Below are 17434 nucleotides of genomic sequence, written 5' to 3'. Positions count from 1 at the left end.
AGTCAGGCTTGAGGGCGGGTGCTTTTTTCAATCAGGCACATCGGGGTGCCTGCCACCGGCTCCTGCATGATCTGCACCTGCACATCAAACACCTGCCGCATCAACTCGGCACTGATCACCGCCGCCGGCGCCCCATCCGCCACCAACTTGCCGCCATGCATCACCGCCAAATGGTCGGCATACCGACACGCCTGGTTGATGTCATGTAGCACGGTAATCACCGTCTTACCTTCCGCCGCCAACTCCCCCATCAGATCCAACAGTTCAACCTGATGACTGATATCGAGATAAGTGGTCGGCTCATCCAGCAACACCACCGGTGCGTTCTGCGCCAACACCATCGCCAGCCACGCGCGCTGGCGCTGCCCGCCGGACAAATCCGCCAGCGCGCGATCTGCCAAAACGTCGAGTTCCAGGCGCTGCATAGCCTGGGTCACATGGGACTGATCGTTGCCGCTCAAACGCCCCCACAGCGAGTTATGCGGGCTGCGGCCATAGGCAACCAACTGGCGCACGCTGACCCCTTCCGGCACCGGCAAGACTTGCGGCAAAAACGCGATCTGCCGCGCCAGTTGGCGCGCGGAAAGGCTGGCGTAGGCCTGGCCATCCAGGGTCAGTTCGCCCTGGGTCGGCTTGAGAATGCGCGCAAACGCCTTGAGCAACGTGGACTTGCCGCAGCCATTGGGGCCGATCAACGCCGTGACCTTTCCCGCCGGCGGCGTAAACGACAGCCCTTGCACGATGCGCGTCGCGCCGTAACCGATATCGAGCTGGTGTGCCTGCAGAATACTCATGTCATCAGCCTTTGAACCGTGCCAGCAACCAAAGAAAATACGGCGCGCCAATCACCGCCGTGAGCACCCCGGCGGGGATTTCACTGGGGGCGATCAAGGTGCGCCCCAGCGTGTCGGCCAGCACCAGCAACAGCGCACCGATCAGCATCGCCGCCGGCAGCAAGCATTGGTGATGCCCGCCCACCAGCCTGCGCGCCATATGCGGCGCGACCAGGCCAATAAAACCAATCGGCCCGATCACGCCGACGCCGAGGCTGGTCAGCAGTACCGCGCAGGCCATCGCCAGCCAGCGCGTGCGGTTCAGCGCGGTGCCCAGGCTGTGGGCCGCTTCGTCGCCAAGGGCGATCAGGTTCAGCGGCTTGGCCAAACACAGGCCCAGCGGGATCAACACGAGGAACGGCAACACCAGCACCACATGGTGCCAGTTGCGGCTCCACAGGCTGCCGGTGAGGGCCAGCAGCGCGGTGTTGATATCCAGCGGGTGGGACAAGATCAGGAACTCGGTGACGCTGGACAAGGTCACCGCAATCGCCACCCCGGACAGTGCAAAACGCACCCCGGAAAAACTCACCCCGGTGTTGTACAGCGCCAGCAGCAACGCGCCGCCCGCTCCGCCCAGGCATGCCACCAACGGCAGCCAGGCAATCGGCAACTGCGGCCAGCTGATGATCGCCACGGTCAGCGCCAGCCCGGCGCCCTGGGTCACGCCGAGGATTTCCGGCGAGGCCAGCGGGTTGCGGATCACGCCCTGCACAATCGCCCCGGCCAGGCCGAAAGCAGCACCGGCAAGGATCGCGATCAGGCTGCGCGGCAGGCGGTGGTTCCACACTTCAAAGTCGAGGGCGTCGTGGGCCAGCAAGCGCTCCAGCACGACGCCGGGCTTGAGCCACAAGGTGCCAGCGCTGAGGCTGATAAACGTCGCCAGCAGCAACAGGCCGAGCAACAGCCACAGGCGCAAGGTCGGGCGGATCATAGGGCGCGCCTTGCAAGAAAGAGGAAGAACGGCGCGCCGATCAACGCGGTGACCACGCCCGCCGGGGTTTCCACCGGGAAGGCCACGGCGCGGCTGAGCAGGTCGGCGCCGAGCACAATCACCGCGCCCAAGGCGGCGCTCAGCGGGATCAGCCAGCGGTAATCATTGCCGAGGAACTGGCGCAGGATATTCGGCGCAATCAGCCCGACAAAACCAATCGGCCCCACCGCGCAGACACTCGCCCCCACCAGCAACAGGCTGGCGACAAACACCTGCAAACGCAGGCTGGCGATGCCCACGCCCAACGAGCGCGCGGCGTCTTCGCCGAGGTTGATCAGGTTCAGGCGTGGCGCACACCACAGCGCCCACAGGCCGCCGATCAAGGTGCAGGGCCAGAGCAATTGCACTTGCGCGGCGCCGACGTTGGCCAGCGAACCGGCCAGCCAGTTGAGTACGCTTTGCGCCTGGGCCTCGACCAGGATCACCGTGAGCCGGGTCAAGGCCGCGCACAACGCCGCGACGGCCACGCCGGCCAATACCAGGCGACCCTGGGCGGTGGTCGGCGACCAGGCGCCGCCAAGGCTGAATACGGTGACCCAGGCCAACGCGCCGCCCACGCACGTCATCAATAACGCGCCACCGACAAACGGCGGTGCAACCAGACCCGTCGAGAACAGCGCCAAACCCAACGCCGCGCCGGCCGTCACGCCAAACAAGGAAGGCGAGGCCAGGCGATTGCGCGTGATGCCCTGCATCAGCGCCCCGGCCAAGCCCAGGCAGGCGCCGACCAACGCCGCACACACCGCACGTGGCACCCGCAGTTGGGCGACGATGTAGGCCATATTGCCGCCGACGCTGCCCTGATGGACCAGGCCATTCCACGCGTCCGTCGCCGTAATCGTGAACGGCGACCAGCTGTACAGCGAGCACCAGAACAACACGGCGCCCAGCAGCACGATGCCCGCCGCCGCGAAACTGCGCTGCACGCTTATTGACTCAATACGGCTTTGCCGCCTTTGAGAATCGCCAAGGCGTCTTCGGCGATCTGCTCCGACGCCAGCACCCCACGATTGCGCGCCCAGCTGTCGCCGTCCACTTCGGCGACGTGCTGATTGCGCACAGCGCCGAGCACTTGCCACAACGGCTGTTTGCTCCAGCTATCGACGATGCTCGGGCGACGGTAATGACCGACCAGCAACCAGCCGGGGTCGAGGGCCAGCAGTTGTTCCAGGCTGACGAACTCCGTGGGCGCCGCGTTGGCGCGAACCGACGGCACTTTCAGGCCGATGGCTTGCAGCACGCTACCGGCGTAGGAGTCGGGGCCGTGCACAGAAAAGCTGTCTTCACGGGCGACGCCAAACAGCACGCTGGCGCCGGCGGGGATTTGTTGCGCAATGGCCTTGAGGTTTTCGCGGTTCTTTTGGATACGCGCGTCCATCTCTGCGCTCTTGCCCAGCGCCTTGCCGATCAGCTCGGCGGATTTCAGGCTGCCTTGGTAATCCTCACCGCGCGACGGCAACAGCAGCGTCGGCGCGATGCTCGACAGGTCGCTGTACAAGGCCTGGTGGCGGTTGAGGTCGGCGACGATCAGGTCCGGCTTGAGCCGGGCGATTTCCTCGATGCTCGGCTGCGAGCGCAGGCCCACGGACTTCCACTGGCCGATGGCCTGGCGCACACGGGGCAAGACGCGGTTGGCGTCGCCATCATCGGCGGCGCCGACCGGCGTTACGGCCACGGCGGCGAGGCTGTCGAGAAAGGAAAATTCCAGCACCACCACGCGCTTGGGCGCATCCGGCAGATGCACGGCGTGTTGGCCGTCGTTAAGGTCGATGGGTGCAGCGCTGAGCACGCTTGAAGAAAACGCCAGGAGGCAGGCGGCCAGGGTGGGGATGGAGCGCAGCATTCGCATGAAGAGGACCTCGGCGTTGAAACACCCAGGCTAGACAGGCCTGGGAAAACGGCGGGTACTATTCCATATTGGGGCGGTGTGATCAAAAAACATTCTCATTAGCCCCGCAAATGTGGGAGTTGGCTTGTGTGGGAGCTGGCTTGCCTGCGATGCAGACACCTCGGTCTATCAGATGCACCGAGGTGATGCTATCGCAGGCAAGCCAGCTCCCACATGTTGATCCGTGTTTAGAAATCGACGGTGGCCGACAGCAGATAGGTACGCGGTGTCGCCAAGGTCAGCCCCGGCTCGCTGTCATCCGACGCACCGGCCGAGCTCCAGTAGCGCTTATCCGCGACGTTCTCCACGTTCGCGCGCAAGGTCACGTGCTTGTCATCCACCTTGAAGGCATACCGCGCGCCGACGTCGATGCGGTTCCAGGCGTCGATTTCCTTGACGTTGGACTGGTCCAGGTACTGCGAGCTGGAATGGATGCCACGGCTGGTCAGGGTCACGCCTTCAAGGCCCGGCACGTCCCATTCGGCGCCGAGGTTGACGTTGTATTTGGGTGTGGCCGGGGCGCGGTTGCCGTCCCAGGTGCCGTTGGTGGTGTCCTTCAGTTTGCTGTCGATGTACATCACGCCGCCGAGCAAACGCACACCCTTGAACGGTTCGCCGAACACACTCAGTTCCGCGCCGGAGTTTTCGCGCTTGCCGTTGGGCCCGAACAGATTCGTGGTGGCGTTGGTTTCGTAGGCGGGCTGCTTGATGCGGAACACCGCCGCCGTCACGGCGAAGGCGCCAGCGTCGTATTTGGCACCGACTTCGACCTGGCGGCTGATGAACGGCGGGAAGATTTCGTCGCTGTTTTTCGACGCCGTCGGCGCGATCTTGCCCTGGCTCAGGCCTTCCATGTAGTTGGCGTACAGCGACAGCCGGTCGGTGGCCTTGAACAGCAGGCCGCCGGAGGGCGAGAGTTTTTCTTCATCGTAGGCGGTCTTGCCTTTGATGCCGTTGCTCCAGTCATCCACCTTGACCCGCTGCCAGCGAGCGCCGAGGGTCAGCAGCAGGCGGTCGTCGAAGAAGCCGAGGGTGTCGGACAAGGCCACGCCGCTGAATTTGTTTTCGGTGTAGACCTTGGCGTCCTGGCGCGTAGCCGTGGACGGTGTCGGGGTTTGCACCGGGTTGTAGAGGTTGCTCGACGACTCGCCATAACGCGCGCCGCCGTTGGTGAAGTCCATGTAGAAATAGCTGGCCGCCAGGTTGACCTCATGGCTCACCGGCCCGGTGTGGAACCAGTTGCGCACGCCGGCCGTGTAGGTGCGCACGTTTTCATCGCGGGTGAAATCGCGGGGCTGCACCTTGAAATCGCCGGCGGCGTTGCTGACGGAAACGGCGTGACGCAGGAAGTCGTGGTTGCTTTTACGCGCGCCGACGCCGCCGTAGAGCATCACGTTGTCACTGAGGTCGTACTCGCCGTTGAAGGTGCCGAAGGTGTCGTTGGTGCGTGCCTTGCTCCAGCCTTGCGCATAGTTGCGGCGCACGTCGCTGGCCTTCGGCACGGGTGCGGCGGCAGCCACTTGGACACGCTCCTGGGGGGCGTCGGTGTCGCGTTCGGTGTGGCCGATGTCGGTGGAAAGGCGCAGGCGTTCGCCGCGAAAGTCCAGGCCGAGCACGGCCATTTCGCGGTCGACGCTCTGGTGATCCCAGGCAGTATTGCCGGCTTGCTTCACGCCGTTGAAGCGGATGCCGAACTTGTTGTCTTCGCCAAAACGTCGGCCCACATCCACTGCGCCGCCCGCTTGGCTTTCCGAGGCCCAGGTGCCGGTGAACGAGGTGATGTCCTTGTCGGTGGCGCGCTTGGGCACCACGTTGATCCCGCCGCCCACGCTGCCCCGGGGCGAGATGCCGTTGATCAACTGGGTCGGGCCTTTGAAGATGTCGACGCGATCGGCCATTTCCATATCGATGGTGTAGGTCGGTAGCACGCCGTAGAGGCCGTTATAGGACACATCACTGTTGAACAGGCTGAACCCGCGAATGGTGAACTGCTCGTAACGCCCACCGGCCGGGTTGGTGGCGCGGACCGAGGGGTCGCTGGCGATCAGCTCGCCGAGGGTCCGCGCCTGCTGGTTTTTCACCGCGTCGGCGGTGTAGGTGGTGATGCTGAACGGGGTTTCCATAAAGTCCCGCGTGCCCAGCATGCCCTGGGCGCCCCGCCGGGCCACTTGGCCGCCGGCGTAGGTGTCGCCGTCGTACAGGCCGGTGGTGCCGAGGATCGACGTTGGCGCCAGCTCCAATGTACTGCCGTCTGGCACCGGCACCAGCATATAGGCGTGTTCGCCCATGGCTTGCAGTTGCAGGCCGGAGCCTTGCAACAGCCGCGCGAAGCCCTCCTCCACGCCATATTCACCGACCAGGCCGCTGCTGCTGCGGCCGCTGACCAGCGCCGGGTCCACCGACAGGTTGACCCCCGCCAACCCGGCAAACCGGGTCAGCGCCGCACTCAGGCTGCCGGCGGGCACCTGGTAACTGCGGCGGGCGTCGTCGGCGTAGCTGACGGTGGCGAATAACGGGCTGGCGCTGAGGCTCAGCAGCAGGCTCAGTTTCAGCAAGGGGCGGACTACGGGCATTGGTGCAAGCTCTCGATAATGTGTGCTTACCTGGAATGACCGCCGACGCGAAAAAAAGGGACAGGTGATGTGCATTATTTTTCAGCGCCCGCCAAACACCTCGCGGTGTTGCTCGGCCATGGCCAGCAGCGCGTCCACCACCACCCGCACTTTGGGCTGCACGTAACGGGTGTGTGGCCAGATCACGTGAATCGGCATGGTCGCTCCCGCGCAGTCGTCGAGCACCGTGACCAACGCGCCGCTGCGCAGGTGCTCGGCCACCAGCCAGGTGGGCAATTGGCACAGGCCCGCGCCATCGAGGGTCGCCCGCAGCATCACTTCGCCGTCGCCGAACTCATGGCGCACCCGCACTTCCTGTTCTTCCACCGAGCCCTTGGCGTTCGTCAGCAGCCAGGTCTTACGCAGCCCGCTGCGCCAGCCGATGATGCAGTCGTGCGCCAGCAGGTCGGCCTTGCTCTGCAATGGCGCGGCCGCTTGTAGATACTGCGGCGCGGCGCAAATCACCAAGCGTTGCTCGCCCAGGCGCCGCGCGACCAGCTCCGGGTCGTCGCGCAGGTCACCGATGCGTACCGCCAGGTCGATGCCTTCGTTGACCATGTCCACTTTGCGCTCGCCGAAGGTGAGGGTCAGGTCCAGTTGGGCATAACGCCGGGCCAGTGTGATCAACATCGGCGCGATATGCCGGCGGCCGAACGCTGCAGGCAGGTCGATGCGCAAACGCCCCTTGGGCTCGGCGACGCCGCTGAGAAAGCTGCCTTCGACCCCGCGCAATTCCTCCATGATCCGCAGGCAGCTGGCCAGGTACACCTCACCTTCATGGGTCAGGTTCAACTTGCGCGTGGTGCGGTGCAGCAGCTTGATGCCCAGGCGTTTCTCCAGGCGGGTCACGCTTTTGCCCACGGCCGAGCTGGTCACGCCCAACTGCAAGGCCGCGGCGGTGAAGCTGCCCAGTTGCGCCGCGAGGATAAATTCGGGGATGCCGTCGAATTGCAGGGTGTCCATGTTCGCCTCCACCTGGGAAAGCCTCGATTCTATCCCTCCAGGATCAACTGAGCGTATTTATCCGGTATTAATCCAACTGCCACGCTGGAATAAGCTGGTCATCATTGTTTACTGACCACCCCAGCGAGGTCCCATGCACGCCGATCTGAACCGTCTCGTCACCCTGGAAGCCATTCGCAACCTGCGCCTGCGCTACTGCCATCACCTCGATACCCACGATATGGACGCGCTGGCGCAGTTGTTTACCGCAGACGCGGTATGCCACGTCGCCCAAGCCGGCTGGACCGGCCGCGACGCGATCAAGGCCGGGCTGTCCCAGGCCTTTCGCGACTTTGATACACAGCAGCGCGGCCGTTATCCGTTCCTGCATGCCGTGTCCAACCACTGGATCGAGATCCTCGACGAGGACCGCGCCGAAGGCAGCTGCTACCTGACCGACTTCGTCACCCAGCGCCCGACCGGGGACAGCCCATTGCTGCTGCTCGGCGTGTACGTCGATGAATACCGCCGCGTGCAGGGCGAGTGGTTGATCAGCAGCACACGCCTGGACGTGGTGTGGCCACTGGCGTCCTGAACCTTCATCACTTACGGAGACTTCCCATGAGCAACCTGTTCCAACCCTACAACCTGGCCGGCACCGTGCTGGCCAACCGCGTGGTGATGGCGCCAATGACCCGCGCCCGCGCGCTGGACGACATCCCGGATCAACACACGGTGCTGTACTACGCGCAACGCGCCAGCGCCGGGTTGATCATCAGCGAAGGCGCGCCGATTTCCCGCGAGGGCTGCGGTTACCTGTTCAATCCTGGGCTGTACAACGATGCGCAAGTCCAAGGCTGGCGCCGGGTCACCGATGCGGTGCATGCCAAGGGCGGCAAGATGTTCGCGCAGTTGTGGCATGTGGGGCGCGTGTCCCATGTGTCGATTCAGCCTGATGGCGGTGCGCCGGTGTCATCGGTGGCGGTGACTGCCGCCCGGTCGAATGCTTATGCGTGGGTCGCTGAAGGCCAGCCGGGGCCGGTGCAGGCCAGTCTGCCGCGCGCCCTTGAGGCCGATGAAGTAAGGCGCGTGACGGCAGACTTTGTCAGCGCTGCACGCCGCGCGATGGACGCAGGTTTCGACGGCGTCGAATTGCACGGTGCCAATGGCTATCTGTTCGAACAGTTCCACAACGGCGCGCTGAATACCCGCACCGACGAATACGGTGGTTCCATCGCCAATCGCCAGCGCTTTCTGCTGGAAACCCTCGATGCGTTGGCGGCCGAGATTGGCAGCGCGCAGGTTGGCGTGCGCCTTTCGCCGTTCGGTCGGCTGTTCGATATGCAGCCGTACGCGCAAGAGGCCGAGGCTTGGCTTAGCCTTGCCGAGGCGCTGAATGCGCGCAGCCTGGCCTATGTGCATTTGAGCGATCAACTGACGATTGGCGCAGAAGCGATTCCCGCCGGGTTTGCCACGCAATGGCGCCAGGCCTACCAGGGCACGCTGATCGCGGCGGGCGGTTTCACGCGCGTCTTGGCCGAAGCGGTATTGGCAAAAGGCGACCTGGACCTGGTGGCATTCGGTCGGCCGTTCATTGCCAACCCGGACCTGGTGGAACGCATGAGGCACGACTGGCCGCTGGCCGAAGGTGATCGCGCCACGTTCTACGGCATCGACGGCAGCCCGACGCAAGGTTACACCGACTACCCAACGGCCAGTGTCACACCGGTACGTGCAGCCCAACCTTGACCCGGTCCAGCGCAACCAGGGTCTTGAACCACTTTACATTGGGGTTCTCGGCAAACAGCTGCCCGGCGAGGTCCTGGTATTCCTGCATGCTCGCCACGTTGAGCACCAGCACGAAATCCGCCTCGCCGGTGACGTAGTAACACTGCTGCACCTGGGGCACGCTGAAGCTGGTCTTGGTCGCCGCCAGTGCTTCGGCGCTGGTGCGCTCCACGGAGACCTCGGCAATGATGGTAATCGGCTTGCCGGCTTTGACCGGGTCGACCACTGCGACATTCGCGATGATCACCCCGCCCTCTTCCAGGCGCTTGATCCGCCGCTGCACGGCGGCGGTGGAGAGGTTGACCTTTTCGGCCAGGGTACGCAGGGGCACGGCGTTGTCATGCTGGACCAGGGCCAGGATCGACCAGTCGAAGCCGTCCAGGTCCAGCGTGGAAGAAGCGGGTTTGGCCATCGGGGGGCGTGCTCGACAGGGTGAGGGGGTTGTCGAACACAGCCTCGATTTGGAGAGCGGTGACGACTTGGGCGCCAATACTAGCCCAAGTGCCCTGTTGTACGGGTGCAAGGCTGGGTGTGATGTTGCCTGGGCTAGCGCTATTGCAGCGATGCGGCGACCCGACAAGCCAGCTCCCACATTTTGAACGGTGCACACCTGACGCAGCCTGTAAACCCAATCCCCTGTGGGAGTTGTCGAGCGTTAGCGAGGCTGCGATGGCGGTGGGTTTCGCCTGTACCGCCGCTTTCGCAGGCAAGCCAGCTCCCACAGTTGACTGGGTTCACAAGGCGAGATCGCCGTTACCACACGGCGATGTGGGAGTCCGCTCGCGGCTCGGTGCCGCCGCACAGCACACCGCTGACCGGGTCGCGCAGGATGATTTGCCCGCGGCCGTAGTCGGTGAGGTCGTTGGCGATTTGCACCTGGTGCCCGCGTCGCACCAGGGCGTTGGCCAGGTCGCGCGAGGCGCCTTGCTCGATGCCGACCTTCATTTCGCCCAGCCATTGCCAGCGCGGCGCGTCCAGGGCGGCTTGCGGGTTGAGGCCGAAATCCACCAGGTTCATCACCATCTGCACATGGCCCTGGGGCTGCATGTAGCCGCCCATCACGCCGAACGGGCCAAGGGCCTGGCCGTCTTGGGTAAGGAAGCCGGGGATGATGGTGTGGAAGGTTTTCTTGCCGGGCGCCAGGCAGTTGGCGTGGGCGGGGTCGAGGCTGAATTCCTGCCCACGGTTCTGCAGGGCGATGCCGCTGTCAGGCAGCACCACGCCGGAGCCGAAGCCGTGGTAGTTGCTCTGGATGAACGAGACCATGTTGCCTTCGGCGTCCGCCGTGGCCAGGTACACCGTGCCACTGGCGTGGGGGTCGCCGGGTTTGGGTGGCTGGGCCTGTTCGCCGATTTGCGCGCGGCGGCGGCGGCTGTAGTCGTCACTCAACAAATCCGCAACGGCCACGCGCATGTGCAGCGGGTCGGTGATGTAGTGCAGGCCGTCGCTGTAGGCGAGCTTCATGGCTTCCAGTTGGCGGTGCCAGGTCTGTTGGCTGTCGCGATGATCGAAATCGAAGCCTTCGAGAATTTTCAGCGCCATCAGGGCGACGAGGCCCTGGCCGCTGGGGGGGATTTCCCAGACGTCGACGCCACGGTAGTTGACGTGGATCGGCTCCACCCACTGCGCGCGGTAATCCTTGAGGTCGCTGGCACGCAGGTAGCCGCCGCTGGCCCGGGAGTGGGTATCCAGGCGTTCGGCGAGGGCGCCGCGATACAGGCTTTCACAGCGGGTTTCAGCAAGCTCTTCGAGGGTGCGAGCCTGGGCCGGATTGCGGAACAGCTCCCCGGCCCGAGGCGCACGGCCGTCGATGAGGAAAGTGTCGAACCAGGCGGCCAGCACCGGGTCGCGGTGGGGGCTGAACTCGTCCAGCGCGGTCTGCCATTGGTGAGCGACCACCGGCGACAACGGAAAGCCGTCCCGTGCCAGGCGGATCGCCGGTTGCAGCAACTGCTCAAACGGCAATTTGCCAAAGCGCTTCGACAGTTCGGCCCAAGCCGATGGGCAACCGGGCACGGTAACCGGGGTCCAGCCATAGAGCGGCATCTGGTCGTGCCCCGCCGCCTTGACCGCCTCGATACTCAACGCCGCCGGCGCATGGCCGTTGCCGTTCAGGCCGTGCAACTTACCCTGGCACCAAACCAGCGCGAACGCGTCACCGCCCAGGCCGCAGCCGGTGGGCTCCACGACCGTCAACGCGGCGGCCGTGGCGATGGCAGCGTCAATCGCGTTGCCGCCCTTTTGCATCACTTCGATACCGGCCTGGGCGGCCAGGGGCTGGGACGCGGCGACCATGCCGCGCTGGGCAAACACGCTCTGGCGCTGGGACGGATAAGGGTACTCGTGAGCAGAAAATTTCATCATGGCAAAGACGCTTCCACACAAGGTTTCGGGTCATAACACGCGGCTGAGAAACGCGCGGGTACGCGGGTGGCTGGGGTTGCTGAAAATCTGTTCCGGCGGCCCCTGCTCGATGAGTTCGCCCTGGTCGAGCACCACCACGCGGTCGGCCACTTCGCGGGCGAAGCCCATTTCGTGGGTGACCACCACCATGGTCATGCCCTCCTCGGCCAGCTCCTTCATCACTTGCAGCACTTCACCGACGGTCTCCGGGTCGAGGGCGCTGGTGGGTTCGTCGAACAGCATGGCCTGGGGTTTCATTGCCAGCGCACGGGCAATCGCCACCCGTTGTTGCTGCCCGCCGGAGAGCATCGACGGATAGTGACTGGCCTTGTCCGCCAGGCCGACCCGCGCGAGCAAGCCACGGGCCTGCTCCAGGGCTTCGGCACGTGGGGTGCCGAGCACGTGGATCGGCGCTTCGATGATGTTTTCCAGGGCCGTCATGTGCGGGAACAGGTTGAAGCGCTGGAACACCATGCCGATGTCGCGGCGTTGGCGGGCGATGTTGCGCTCCGAGTCACGCACCAGGCTACCGTCGCTGCGTTCGCGGTAGCCCATGGCGCGGCCGTTGACGCGGATGCGTCCGCCCTGGATGTCTTCCAGCAGGTTGATGCAGCGGATGAAGGTGGTCTTGCCCGAGCCCGAGGCGCCGATCAGCACCACCACTTCGCCGCGTCGCACTTGCAGGGAAATGCCCTTGAGGATCTGCAAGTCGCCGAACGACTTGTGCAGGTCCTGGGCGTCGATGATCAGCTCGTCACTTTTGTGCGCCATGGTTAGCGTCCCCTCAGCAGTTTCAAGGTGCTGCGCCCGAACATGCGGCTGGACGCCGGTGGCGGTGCCGAAGGCCGGTCGGACTGGCCGAAACGCGCTTCCAGCCAACGCTGGAAAAAGCCCCATAGCGTTGTGAGCATCAGGAAGTAGATCGCCACCACCAAGTACAACTCGAACACGCGGAACGTCGCCGAGGTGACCATCTGCGTGCTGAGCAACAACTCCTGCACGCCGATCACGCTGACCAGGGTGGTGTTCTTGAGCATCACGTTGAACTCATTGCCCAGCGGCGGCACGATCACGCGGAACGCCTGGGGCAGCACAATGCGCCGCATCAGCTTGGCAAAGCCCATGCCCAGGGAACGCCCGGCTTCGTATTGGCCCTTGTCCACCGCACCGATGCCGGCGCGGATGATCTCGGCCATGTACGCGCCTTCGTTGAGGCCCAGGGCGATGATGGCCGCCTGGATATTGCCGGGCACGATCAGGCCGAACAGCTCGATGTCCTCGAAACGAAACAGCCCGCCCGCCGCCAGCGCCGTGTACAGAAACACGATCTGCACCAGCAGCGGCGTGCCACGCATCAGCCATACATAAAACCGCACCGGCAGGTGCAACAGCGGGTTCTTCGACAGGCGCAACAGCGCCGCCGCCAGCCCCAGCGCGCAGCCCAACAGCATGGCCAACACGCTGATCAGGCACGTCAACCAGAGCCCGTTGAGGTACACCCCGCTGGGCTGCAACAGGTACTGCCAAAACACATCCCAATTGAAATTCATCGCCGCCCAGCCTCAGTCGAGTGTGTCGCTGCTGACATGCCATTTGTTCAACAGCTGCACGTAGCTGCCGTCGCTGCGCATATCGCTGATCACCTGCTGCACGGCGGCGGTCAGTTGTGGATCGTCCTTGCGCATGCCCAGCCCGGTAAGGATGCGACTGAACGCCGGCACGCCTTCTTCGAACAGGTCCGGGGCCATTGCCGCGTAATAACCGGCGGTTTCCACGGTGGTGCCGTAGGCGTCCACCTGGCTGATGCGCAGGGCCTGGAAGGCGTCGGTGTCGGTGTTGTACACCACCAGTTTCATCGGTGGCTTGCCGGCGTTGATCAGACTTTCGTTCTGGGTGTCGAGCAGGGTCTTGATGGTGGAGCCGTTCAGCACCGCGACCTTGTACGCGGACAAGTCATCCAGGGTCTTGATGCCCTTGGGGTTGCCCTTGGGCACCACCACCGACTGGCTGGAATACATGTAGTTGACGATGTCGATCACCTGGCGCCGTTCGGGCTTGTCAAACAGTTGGTCGACGATCATGTCGCACTGCTGGGCGAGCAACGCCGGCACCAGGCCAGAGAACGGGATCACCCGCCACTGCACCTGTTTGTCGCCCAGGCGCTTGGCGATTTCCAGGCCCAGGTCGACGGTCAACCCGCGCGGTTTCTGTGCTTCATCGAAGGACACCAGGGGCGGCGAGTCCATCCCCGAGCAGTAGGTGAGTTTGTCGACTTTCTGCAAGCGCTCCGGCACTTGGAGCGCCGCAACGGCCCCTTGTGCGCAGAGCCCGAGGGAGACAGCCACCAGCAAGGCGCGGCGTTTATGCATGACCAGACACTCCAGTTCGTTGAATAACGGGGCAGGACTCAAAGTCAAAACATGGGCGGGCTTGGGCCCACCTCTGATTATTTTTCCGATTGCAAAAACTGGATCAGCGCCGGCACGGTGCCTTCGATGTGCTCACGCACCACAGCTTCGGCGCGGGCAGCGTCACCGGCGCGAATGGCATCGAGGATCACCGCATGTTCCTGGCGAGCGCTGAGGGGTTTGTCGCCGTGCTGCAACCACAGGCGCATGGGCGCTTCCACCAGCGAGTACAACGCCGAAATCTGCTTCATCAAGCGCGGCCGGCCGCTGAGGCTGCACAGGTATTCGTGGAACGCGCGGTGACGGCTGACCCACGCGGCGCTTTCATCGCGGTAGTCATCCATTTCGTCGAGCATGCGTTCCAGGGCGGCCAGTTGGCGCTCGCCGATACGGCCGACCGCCACGCGTACCGCCAGGCCTTCGAGGGCACTACGCATTTCGAACACCTCGTGCAACTCATCGATATCCAGGCCGCTGACAATGGCGCCGCGATTGGGCCGCAACGTCACCAGGCCCTGGGCATCCAGGCGGCGAAACGCTTCGCGCACCGGCATGCGGCTCATGCCGATTTCGCTGGCGATGTCTTCGGCGATCAGCCGGTCACCCTTGCGGTAGCGACCGTTGCAAATGGCGTCGAGCAGGAAATTGTAGGCTTCCTCCTCGGCGGTGAGGGGCTGGCGGTCAACGTAAGCGGGGGCAAATTGCATCGGCAGCACCTTTTGAATTTTTGTATCCAATTATCCACGAATGCAAAAAAGCAGGATGCGTGCCAAGTGTTTTGTGGGTGGTTTAAGTCACTGATTTAAGAAAGTAATCGAGAGGAATGGAACGGAGGGGGGTGCGCCGAGATTGCGAGGAGTGCTACCAAATAGCCCAGCGACTGCCCCAATACTGTGCCGAACGGTAGCGTTGCGACCGTACATCCAAATGTGGGAGCGGGCTTGCCCGCGATGAGGGAGTGTCAGTCGCTACAGGTGTTGGCTGATAGACCGCTATCGCGGGCAAACCCGCTCCCACACTGACCGAGGCAGGCTCAAGTTGAGCTAGATGGCCACCATCGGTTCAGCTGAGTAAATGATGGTTTGTGCGCTTTTTGCAGCCACCGTTTGCCGGGTGAAGTAGGTGTCGCCCTCGTCGGTGCGGATTTCGTAGTCGACCTTTCCAGGGCTGCTGGCATGCTTGATGATTTGTAGCACGCGCTGGAATTTCACGCTGTGCGTGCCGTTCTGGCTCGGCCCGGTCAATACGCTGACACTTTGGAACCAGCCGGTATGTTTCTTTTGGCCGACCAGCGCGCCGCTCATCGCTTCGAAGCGCTCCAGGCGGGTGAAGCCCCAAAGCGTCTGTTCTTCTACAGTGGCGTGCGGCGTGGCTGCTCCGGTAAACACGAAGAGGTTGATCGCCGGGTTGTCTTCACAAAAGAAGTCGTAAGGGACCAGGCCATCGACCATTTTTTTACCGGGCACGAAGCCTTTTTTGTGCACCTGAAACATCACTACCTCCTCTCCATCAATGGCAACAAGTCTAAAGAGGCGCGACGTACAGGGCGGTCAAGCCAATGTAATGTCGTGTAAAGATCGCGCACTGTGCAGGTTGATCTCCACGCTCAGCCCGCCGCCCTCCTGGTTGCGCGCGACGATGCTACCGCCGTGCATTTGCACGGCACGGGCGGCGATGGCCAGGCCGAGGCCAAAGCCTACGCTGGCATCGCCCGCACCGCGCTCGAAGGGGTTGAAGATGCTTTGCAGGCGCTCGTATTCCACCCCCGGCCCCTGGTCGGTGATACGTACCGTCAGGCGCTTGCCGTCAGGGCTGACCTGGGCGGATACGAGCACGGTGGTCTCGGGTCGGGTGTAGCGAACGGCATTGCGGATTACATTCTCGAAGCAGCGATACAACAACTCTCCGCTGGCACAGGCGAAAAACGGCGGGCACGCTTGCAACTGGACCTGAGCGCCTTTGATCCCCGCTTCGAACTGCGCGTTTTCAACAATCAGCGCCAGCAACTCGATGATTTCCAGCGGCTCACGCTCGATGCTTTCGGGCCGGCCTTGCAAGCGCGCCAGGGTCAGCAGTGCTTCGATCAAGGTATCCATGCGTTCGGATTCGCGCTCAATGCGTTCGAGCATTTGCCCCCTGGTGGCGTCCTGACGCAACAAGCCGATGGCGGCTTGAATACGGGTCAGCGGTGAGCGCAGTTCGTGGGAAATATCGTGCAGCAGGCGTTGCTGGGCATCCACCAACACTTTCAACTGGTTGGCCATGCGGTCGCAGTCTTCAGCAAGATCGACGATTTCATCGCGACGCTTGCCCATGGCGGGCTTGACCCGGGTTTCGAAGCGCCCATGCGCGGCGTCGCTCATTGCCCGCTTCAGGTGGGCCAAAGGCCAGGCCAGGTAATAAGCCATGTAGCCGCTGAAAATCGCACTCATCAGCGTACCGATGATCAACGGGATCTGCCGCCAGGGCCGGCCGTGGTCGTCAGGGGCGTGGGTGGAACGGATCGTCAGTGCCAGCCCTTCCTTGCTGACTAGCGTCTGCTCATAGGCCGGCTGCGCAACGGGCAACCCCACCAGCAATTGGCCAGCATCGTCATAGACACCAATGGCCTCATCCGGTGGATGCTCCCATACCGTCAGGAGTTGACCGGCGGCTTCGACACCGAATTGCTGCAGCAGTCGCTCTTCGCTGGCCAGAATGGCCTCTACATGCGGGTCGCCGGGCCGGAAACTGCCCAACTCAAGCACCCCGACCCCTGCGAGAAACGTCAGGCTGGTGGCCAGCCAGAAGGCCAGGAACAGTTTCCAGAACAGCAGGCTGGGCTTGGTCATTCGGCGATCAACAGGTAACCGAGGCCGCGCACGCTTTGAATCCAGGCCTTGGCGTCCGGGCGAGGCCCGAGTTTTTGTCGGATGCTGCTGATATGCACATCAATGCGTCGGTCGTAACGGGTCAGCGGGCAGCCCAGGGCGTTGAGCGACAGGTCTTTTTTGCTCACCACCTGGCCGGCACTGCGCGCCAGTTCTTCCAGCAGGCTGAACTCGGTGCTGGTCACGCCCAACTCGACGCCATGCCACAGGGCTTGTCGCTTGCCTGGCCACAACACCAGCGCGCCGGTCTTGATGACTTCGCCCGTCGGCTGGCCGGCCGGCTGCACGCGACGCATGATCGCCCGCAGCCGCGCCACCAGTTCACCGGGGGAACTGGGCTTGGGCACGTAGTCGTCGGCACCGAGCTCCAGGCCGGTGATGCGATCAATGTTGTCGCCACGGGCGGTGAGCAATACCACCGGTACCTGGCTGACCGCACGGATGCGCCGCAGCACCTCGATCCCCGAGCGCTTGGGCAGCATGACGTCCAGCACCACAATGCTGTAGCGCCCCGACAGCGCCTCGACCTCGCCCTCCTCGCCGGTGTGCACCGCCGTGGCCGCAAAGCCTTCGCTTGCCAGGTATTGGCTCAGCATTCCAGTCAGTTCCTGGTCATCGTCAACCAACAGTACGCAGATCATTTCGGGCTCGTCAGTGGGGGTTGCGCATTATCCACTTGGGCGGAGGGATTAAGGC

Annotated in this window: 17 protein-coding genes; 2 read left to right on the top strand and 15 right to left on the bottom strand. The window is 63.7% G+C overall.

Annotation, left to right across the window (positions count from 1 at the left end):
* Positions 1-2: 2 nt before the first annotated feature.
* The 6 genes from fecE to ACU688_RS04690 form a co-directional block, all read right to left on the bottom strand.
* Positions 3-794: a Fe(3+) dicitrate ABC transporter ATP-binding protein FecE gene (gene fecE, locus ACU688_RS04715; protein ID WP_448183818.1), complete on the bottom strand. Its 792-nt coding sequence runs from the start codon at positions 792-794 to the stop codon at positions 3-5.
* A 4-nt stretch (positions 795-798) separates the two neighbouring features.
* A complete protein-coding gene (locus ACU688_RS04710) occupies positions 799-1767 on the bottom strand; it encodes an iron chelate uptake ABC transporter family permease subunit (RefSeq protein ID WP_448183817.1) in 969 nt (322 codons plus the stop codon).
* Positions 1764-2753 carry an iron-dicitrate ABC transporter permease FecC gene (gene fecC / locus ACU688_RS04705; RefSeq protein WP_448183816.1) on the bottom strand — a complete coding sequence of 330 codons (990 nt, stop codon included), beginning with the start codon at positions 2751-2753 and terminating at the stop codon, positions 1764-1766. Before fecC ends, ACU688_RS04710 begins: the two co-directional genes overlap by 4 nt.
* 2 nt (positions 2754-2755) lie before the next feature.
* Positions 2756-3670: a Fe(3+) dicitrate ABC transporter substrate-binding protein FecB gene (locus tag ACU688_RS04700; RefSeq protein ID WP_448184031.1), complete on the bottom strand. Its 915-nt coding sequence runs from the start codon at positions 3668-3670 to the stop codon at positions 2756-2758.
* A gap of 233 nt (positions 3671-3903) precedes the next feature.
* Entirely contained in the window at positions 3904-6288 is a 2385-nt protein-coding gene (locus ACU688_RS04695; protein ID WP_448183815.1) for a TonB-dependent siderophore receptor, read from the bottom strand.
* Between the two features lie 81 nt (positions 6289-6369).
* On the bottom strand, positions 6370-7290 hold the full coding sequence (locus ACU688_RS04690) for a LysR family transcriptional regulator (protein ID WP_448183814.1): 921 nt from the start codon (positions 7288-7290) through the stop codon (positions 6370-6372).
* Positions 7291-7423: 133 nt separating this feature from the next.
* Here ACU688_RS04690 and ACU688_RS04685 point away from each other — a divergent pair, with 133 nt between their 5' ends.
* Entirely contained in the window at positions 7424-7864 is a 441-nt protein-coding gene (locus ACU688_RS04685; RefSeq protein WP_448183813.1) for a nuclear transport factor 2 family protein, read from the top strand.
* A gap of 26 nt (positions 7865-7890) precedes the next feature.
* Positions 7891-9018: an alkene reductase gene (locus ACU688_RS04680; protein ID WP_448183812.1), complete on the top strand. Its 1128-nt coding sequence runs from the start codon at positions 7891-7893 to the stop codon at positions 9016-9018.
* Here the strand turns inward: ACU688_RS04680 and ACU688_RS04675 are convergent.
* The 9 genes from ACU688_RS04675 to ACU688_RS04635 all read right to left on the bottom strand — a co-directional run bounded on the left by ACU688_RS04675 (position 8990) and on the right by ACU688_RS04635 (position 17379).
* Complete coding sequence (locus tag ACU688_RS04675; protein WP_448183811.1) at positions 8990-9469, bottom strand: Lrp/AsnC family transcriptional regulator; 480 nt, start codon at positions 9467-9469, stop codon at positions 8990-8992. The genes ACU688_RS04680 and ACU688_RS04675 overlap by 29 nt on opposite strands.
* Before the next feature lie 341 nt (positions 9470-9810).
* On the bottom strand, positions 9811-11421 hold the full coding sequence (locus ACU688_RS04670; protein ID WP_448183810.1) for a gamma-glutamyltransferase family protein: 1611 nt from the start codon (positions 11419-11421) through the stop codon (positions 9811-9813).
* 30 nt (positions 11422-11451) lie between these two features.
* Entirely contained in the window at positions 11452-12231 is a 780-nt protein-coding gene (locus ACU688_RS04665) for an amino acid ABC transporter ATP-binding protein (protein WP_448183809.1), read from the bottom strand.
* Between the two features lie 2 nt (positions 12232-12233).
* On the bottom strand, positions 12234-13010 hold the full coding sequence (locus ACU688_RS04660) for an amino acid ABC transporter permease (protein ID WP_017737070.1): 777 nt from the start codon (positions 13008-13010) through the stop codon (positions 12234-12236).
* A gap of 12 nt (positions 13011-13022) precedes the next feature.
* A complete protein-coding gene (locus tag ACU688_RS04655) occupies positions 13023-13829 on the bottom strand; it encodes an ABC transporter substrate-binding protein (protein WP_448183808.1) in 807 nt (268 codons plus the stop codon).
* Positions 13830-13906: 77 nt separating this feature from the next.
* A complete protein-coding gene (locus ACU688_RS04650) occupies positions 13907-14575 on the bottom strand; it encodes a GntR family transcriptional regulator (RefSeq protein ID WP_124525705.1) in 669 nt (222 codons plus the stop codon).
* A 336-nt stretch (positions 14576-14911) separates the two neighbouring features.
* Positions 14912-15361: a hypothetical protein gene (locus ACU688_RS04645; RefSeq protein ID WP_448183807.1), complete on the bottom strand. Its 450-nt coding sequence runs from the start codon at positions 15359-15361 to the stop codon at positions 14912-14914.
* A 57-nt stretch (positions 15362-15418) separates the two neighbouring features.
* Positions 15419-16699, bottom strand: coding sequence for a HAMP domain-containing sensor histidine kinase (locus ACU688_RS04640; RefSeq protein ID WP_448183806.1), 1281 nt, complete (start codon positions 16697-16699; stop codon positions 15419-15421).
* Positions 16696-17379: a response regulator gene (locus tag ACU688_RS04635; RefSeq protein WP_448183805.1), complete on the bottom strand. Its 684-nt coding sequence runs from the start codon at positions 17377-17379 to the stop codon at positions 16696-16698. The genes ACU688_RS04640 and ACU688_RS04635 overlap by 4 nt, the downstream gene beginning before the upstream one ends.
* Positions 17380-17434: the final 55 nt, after the last annotated feature.

The organism is Pseudomonas acericola (SeqCode), assembly GCF_053456465.1.
Note: the sequence above shows the minus strand (reverse complement) of the source record. Positions and strands in the feature narration are given on the sequence as shown.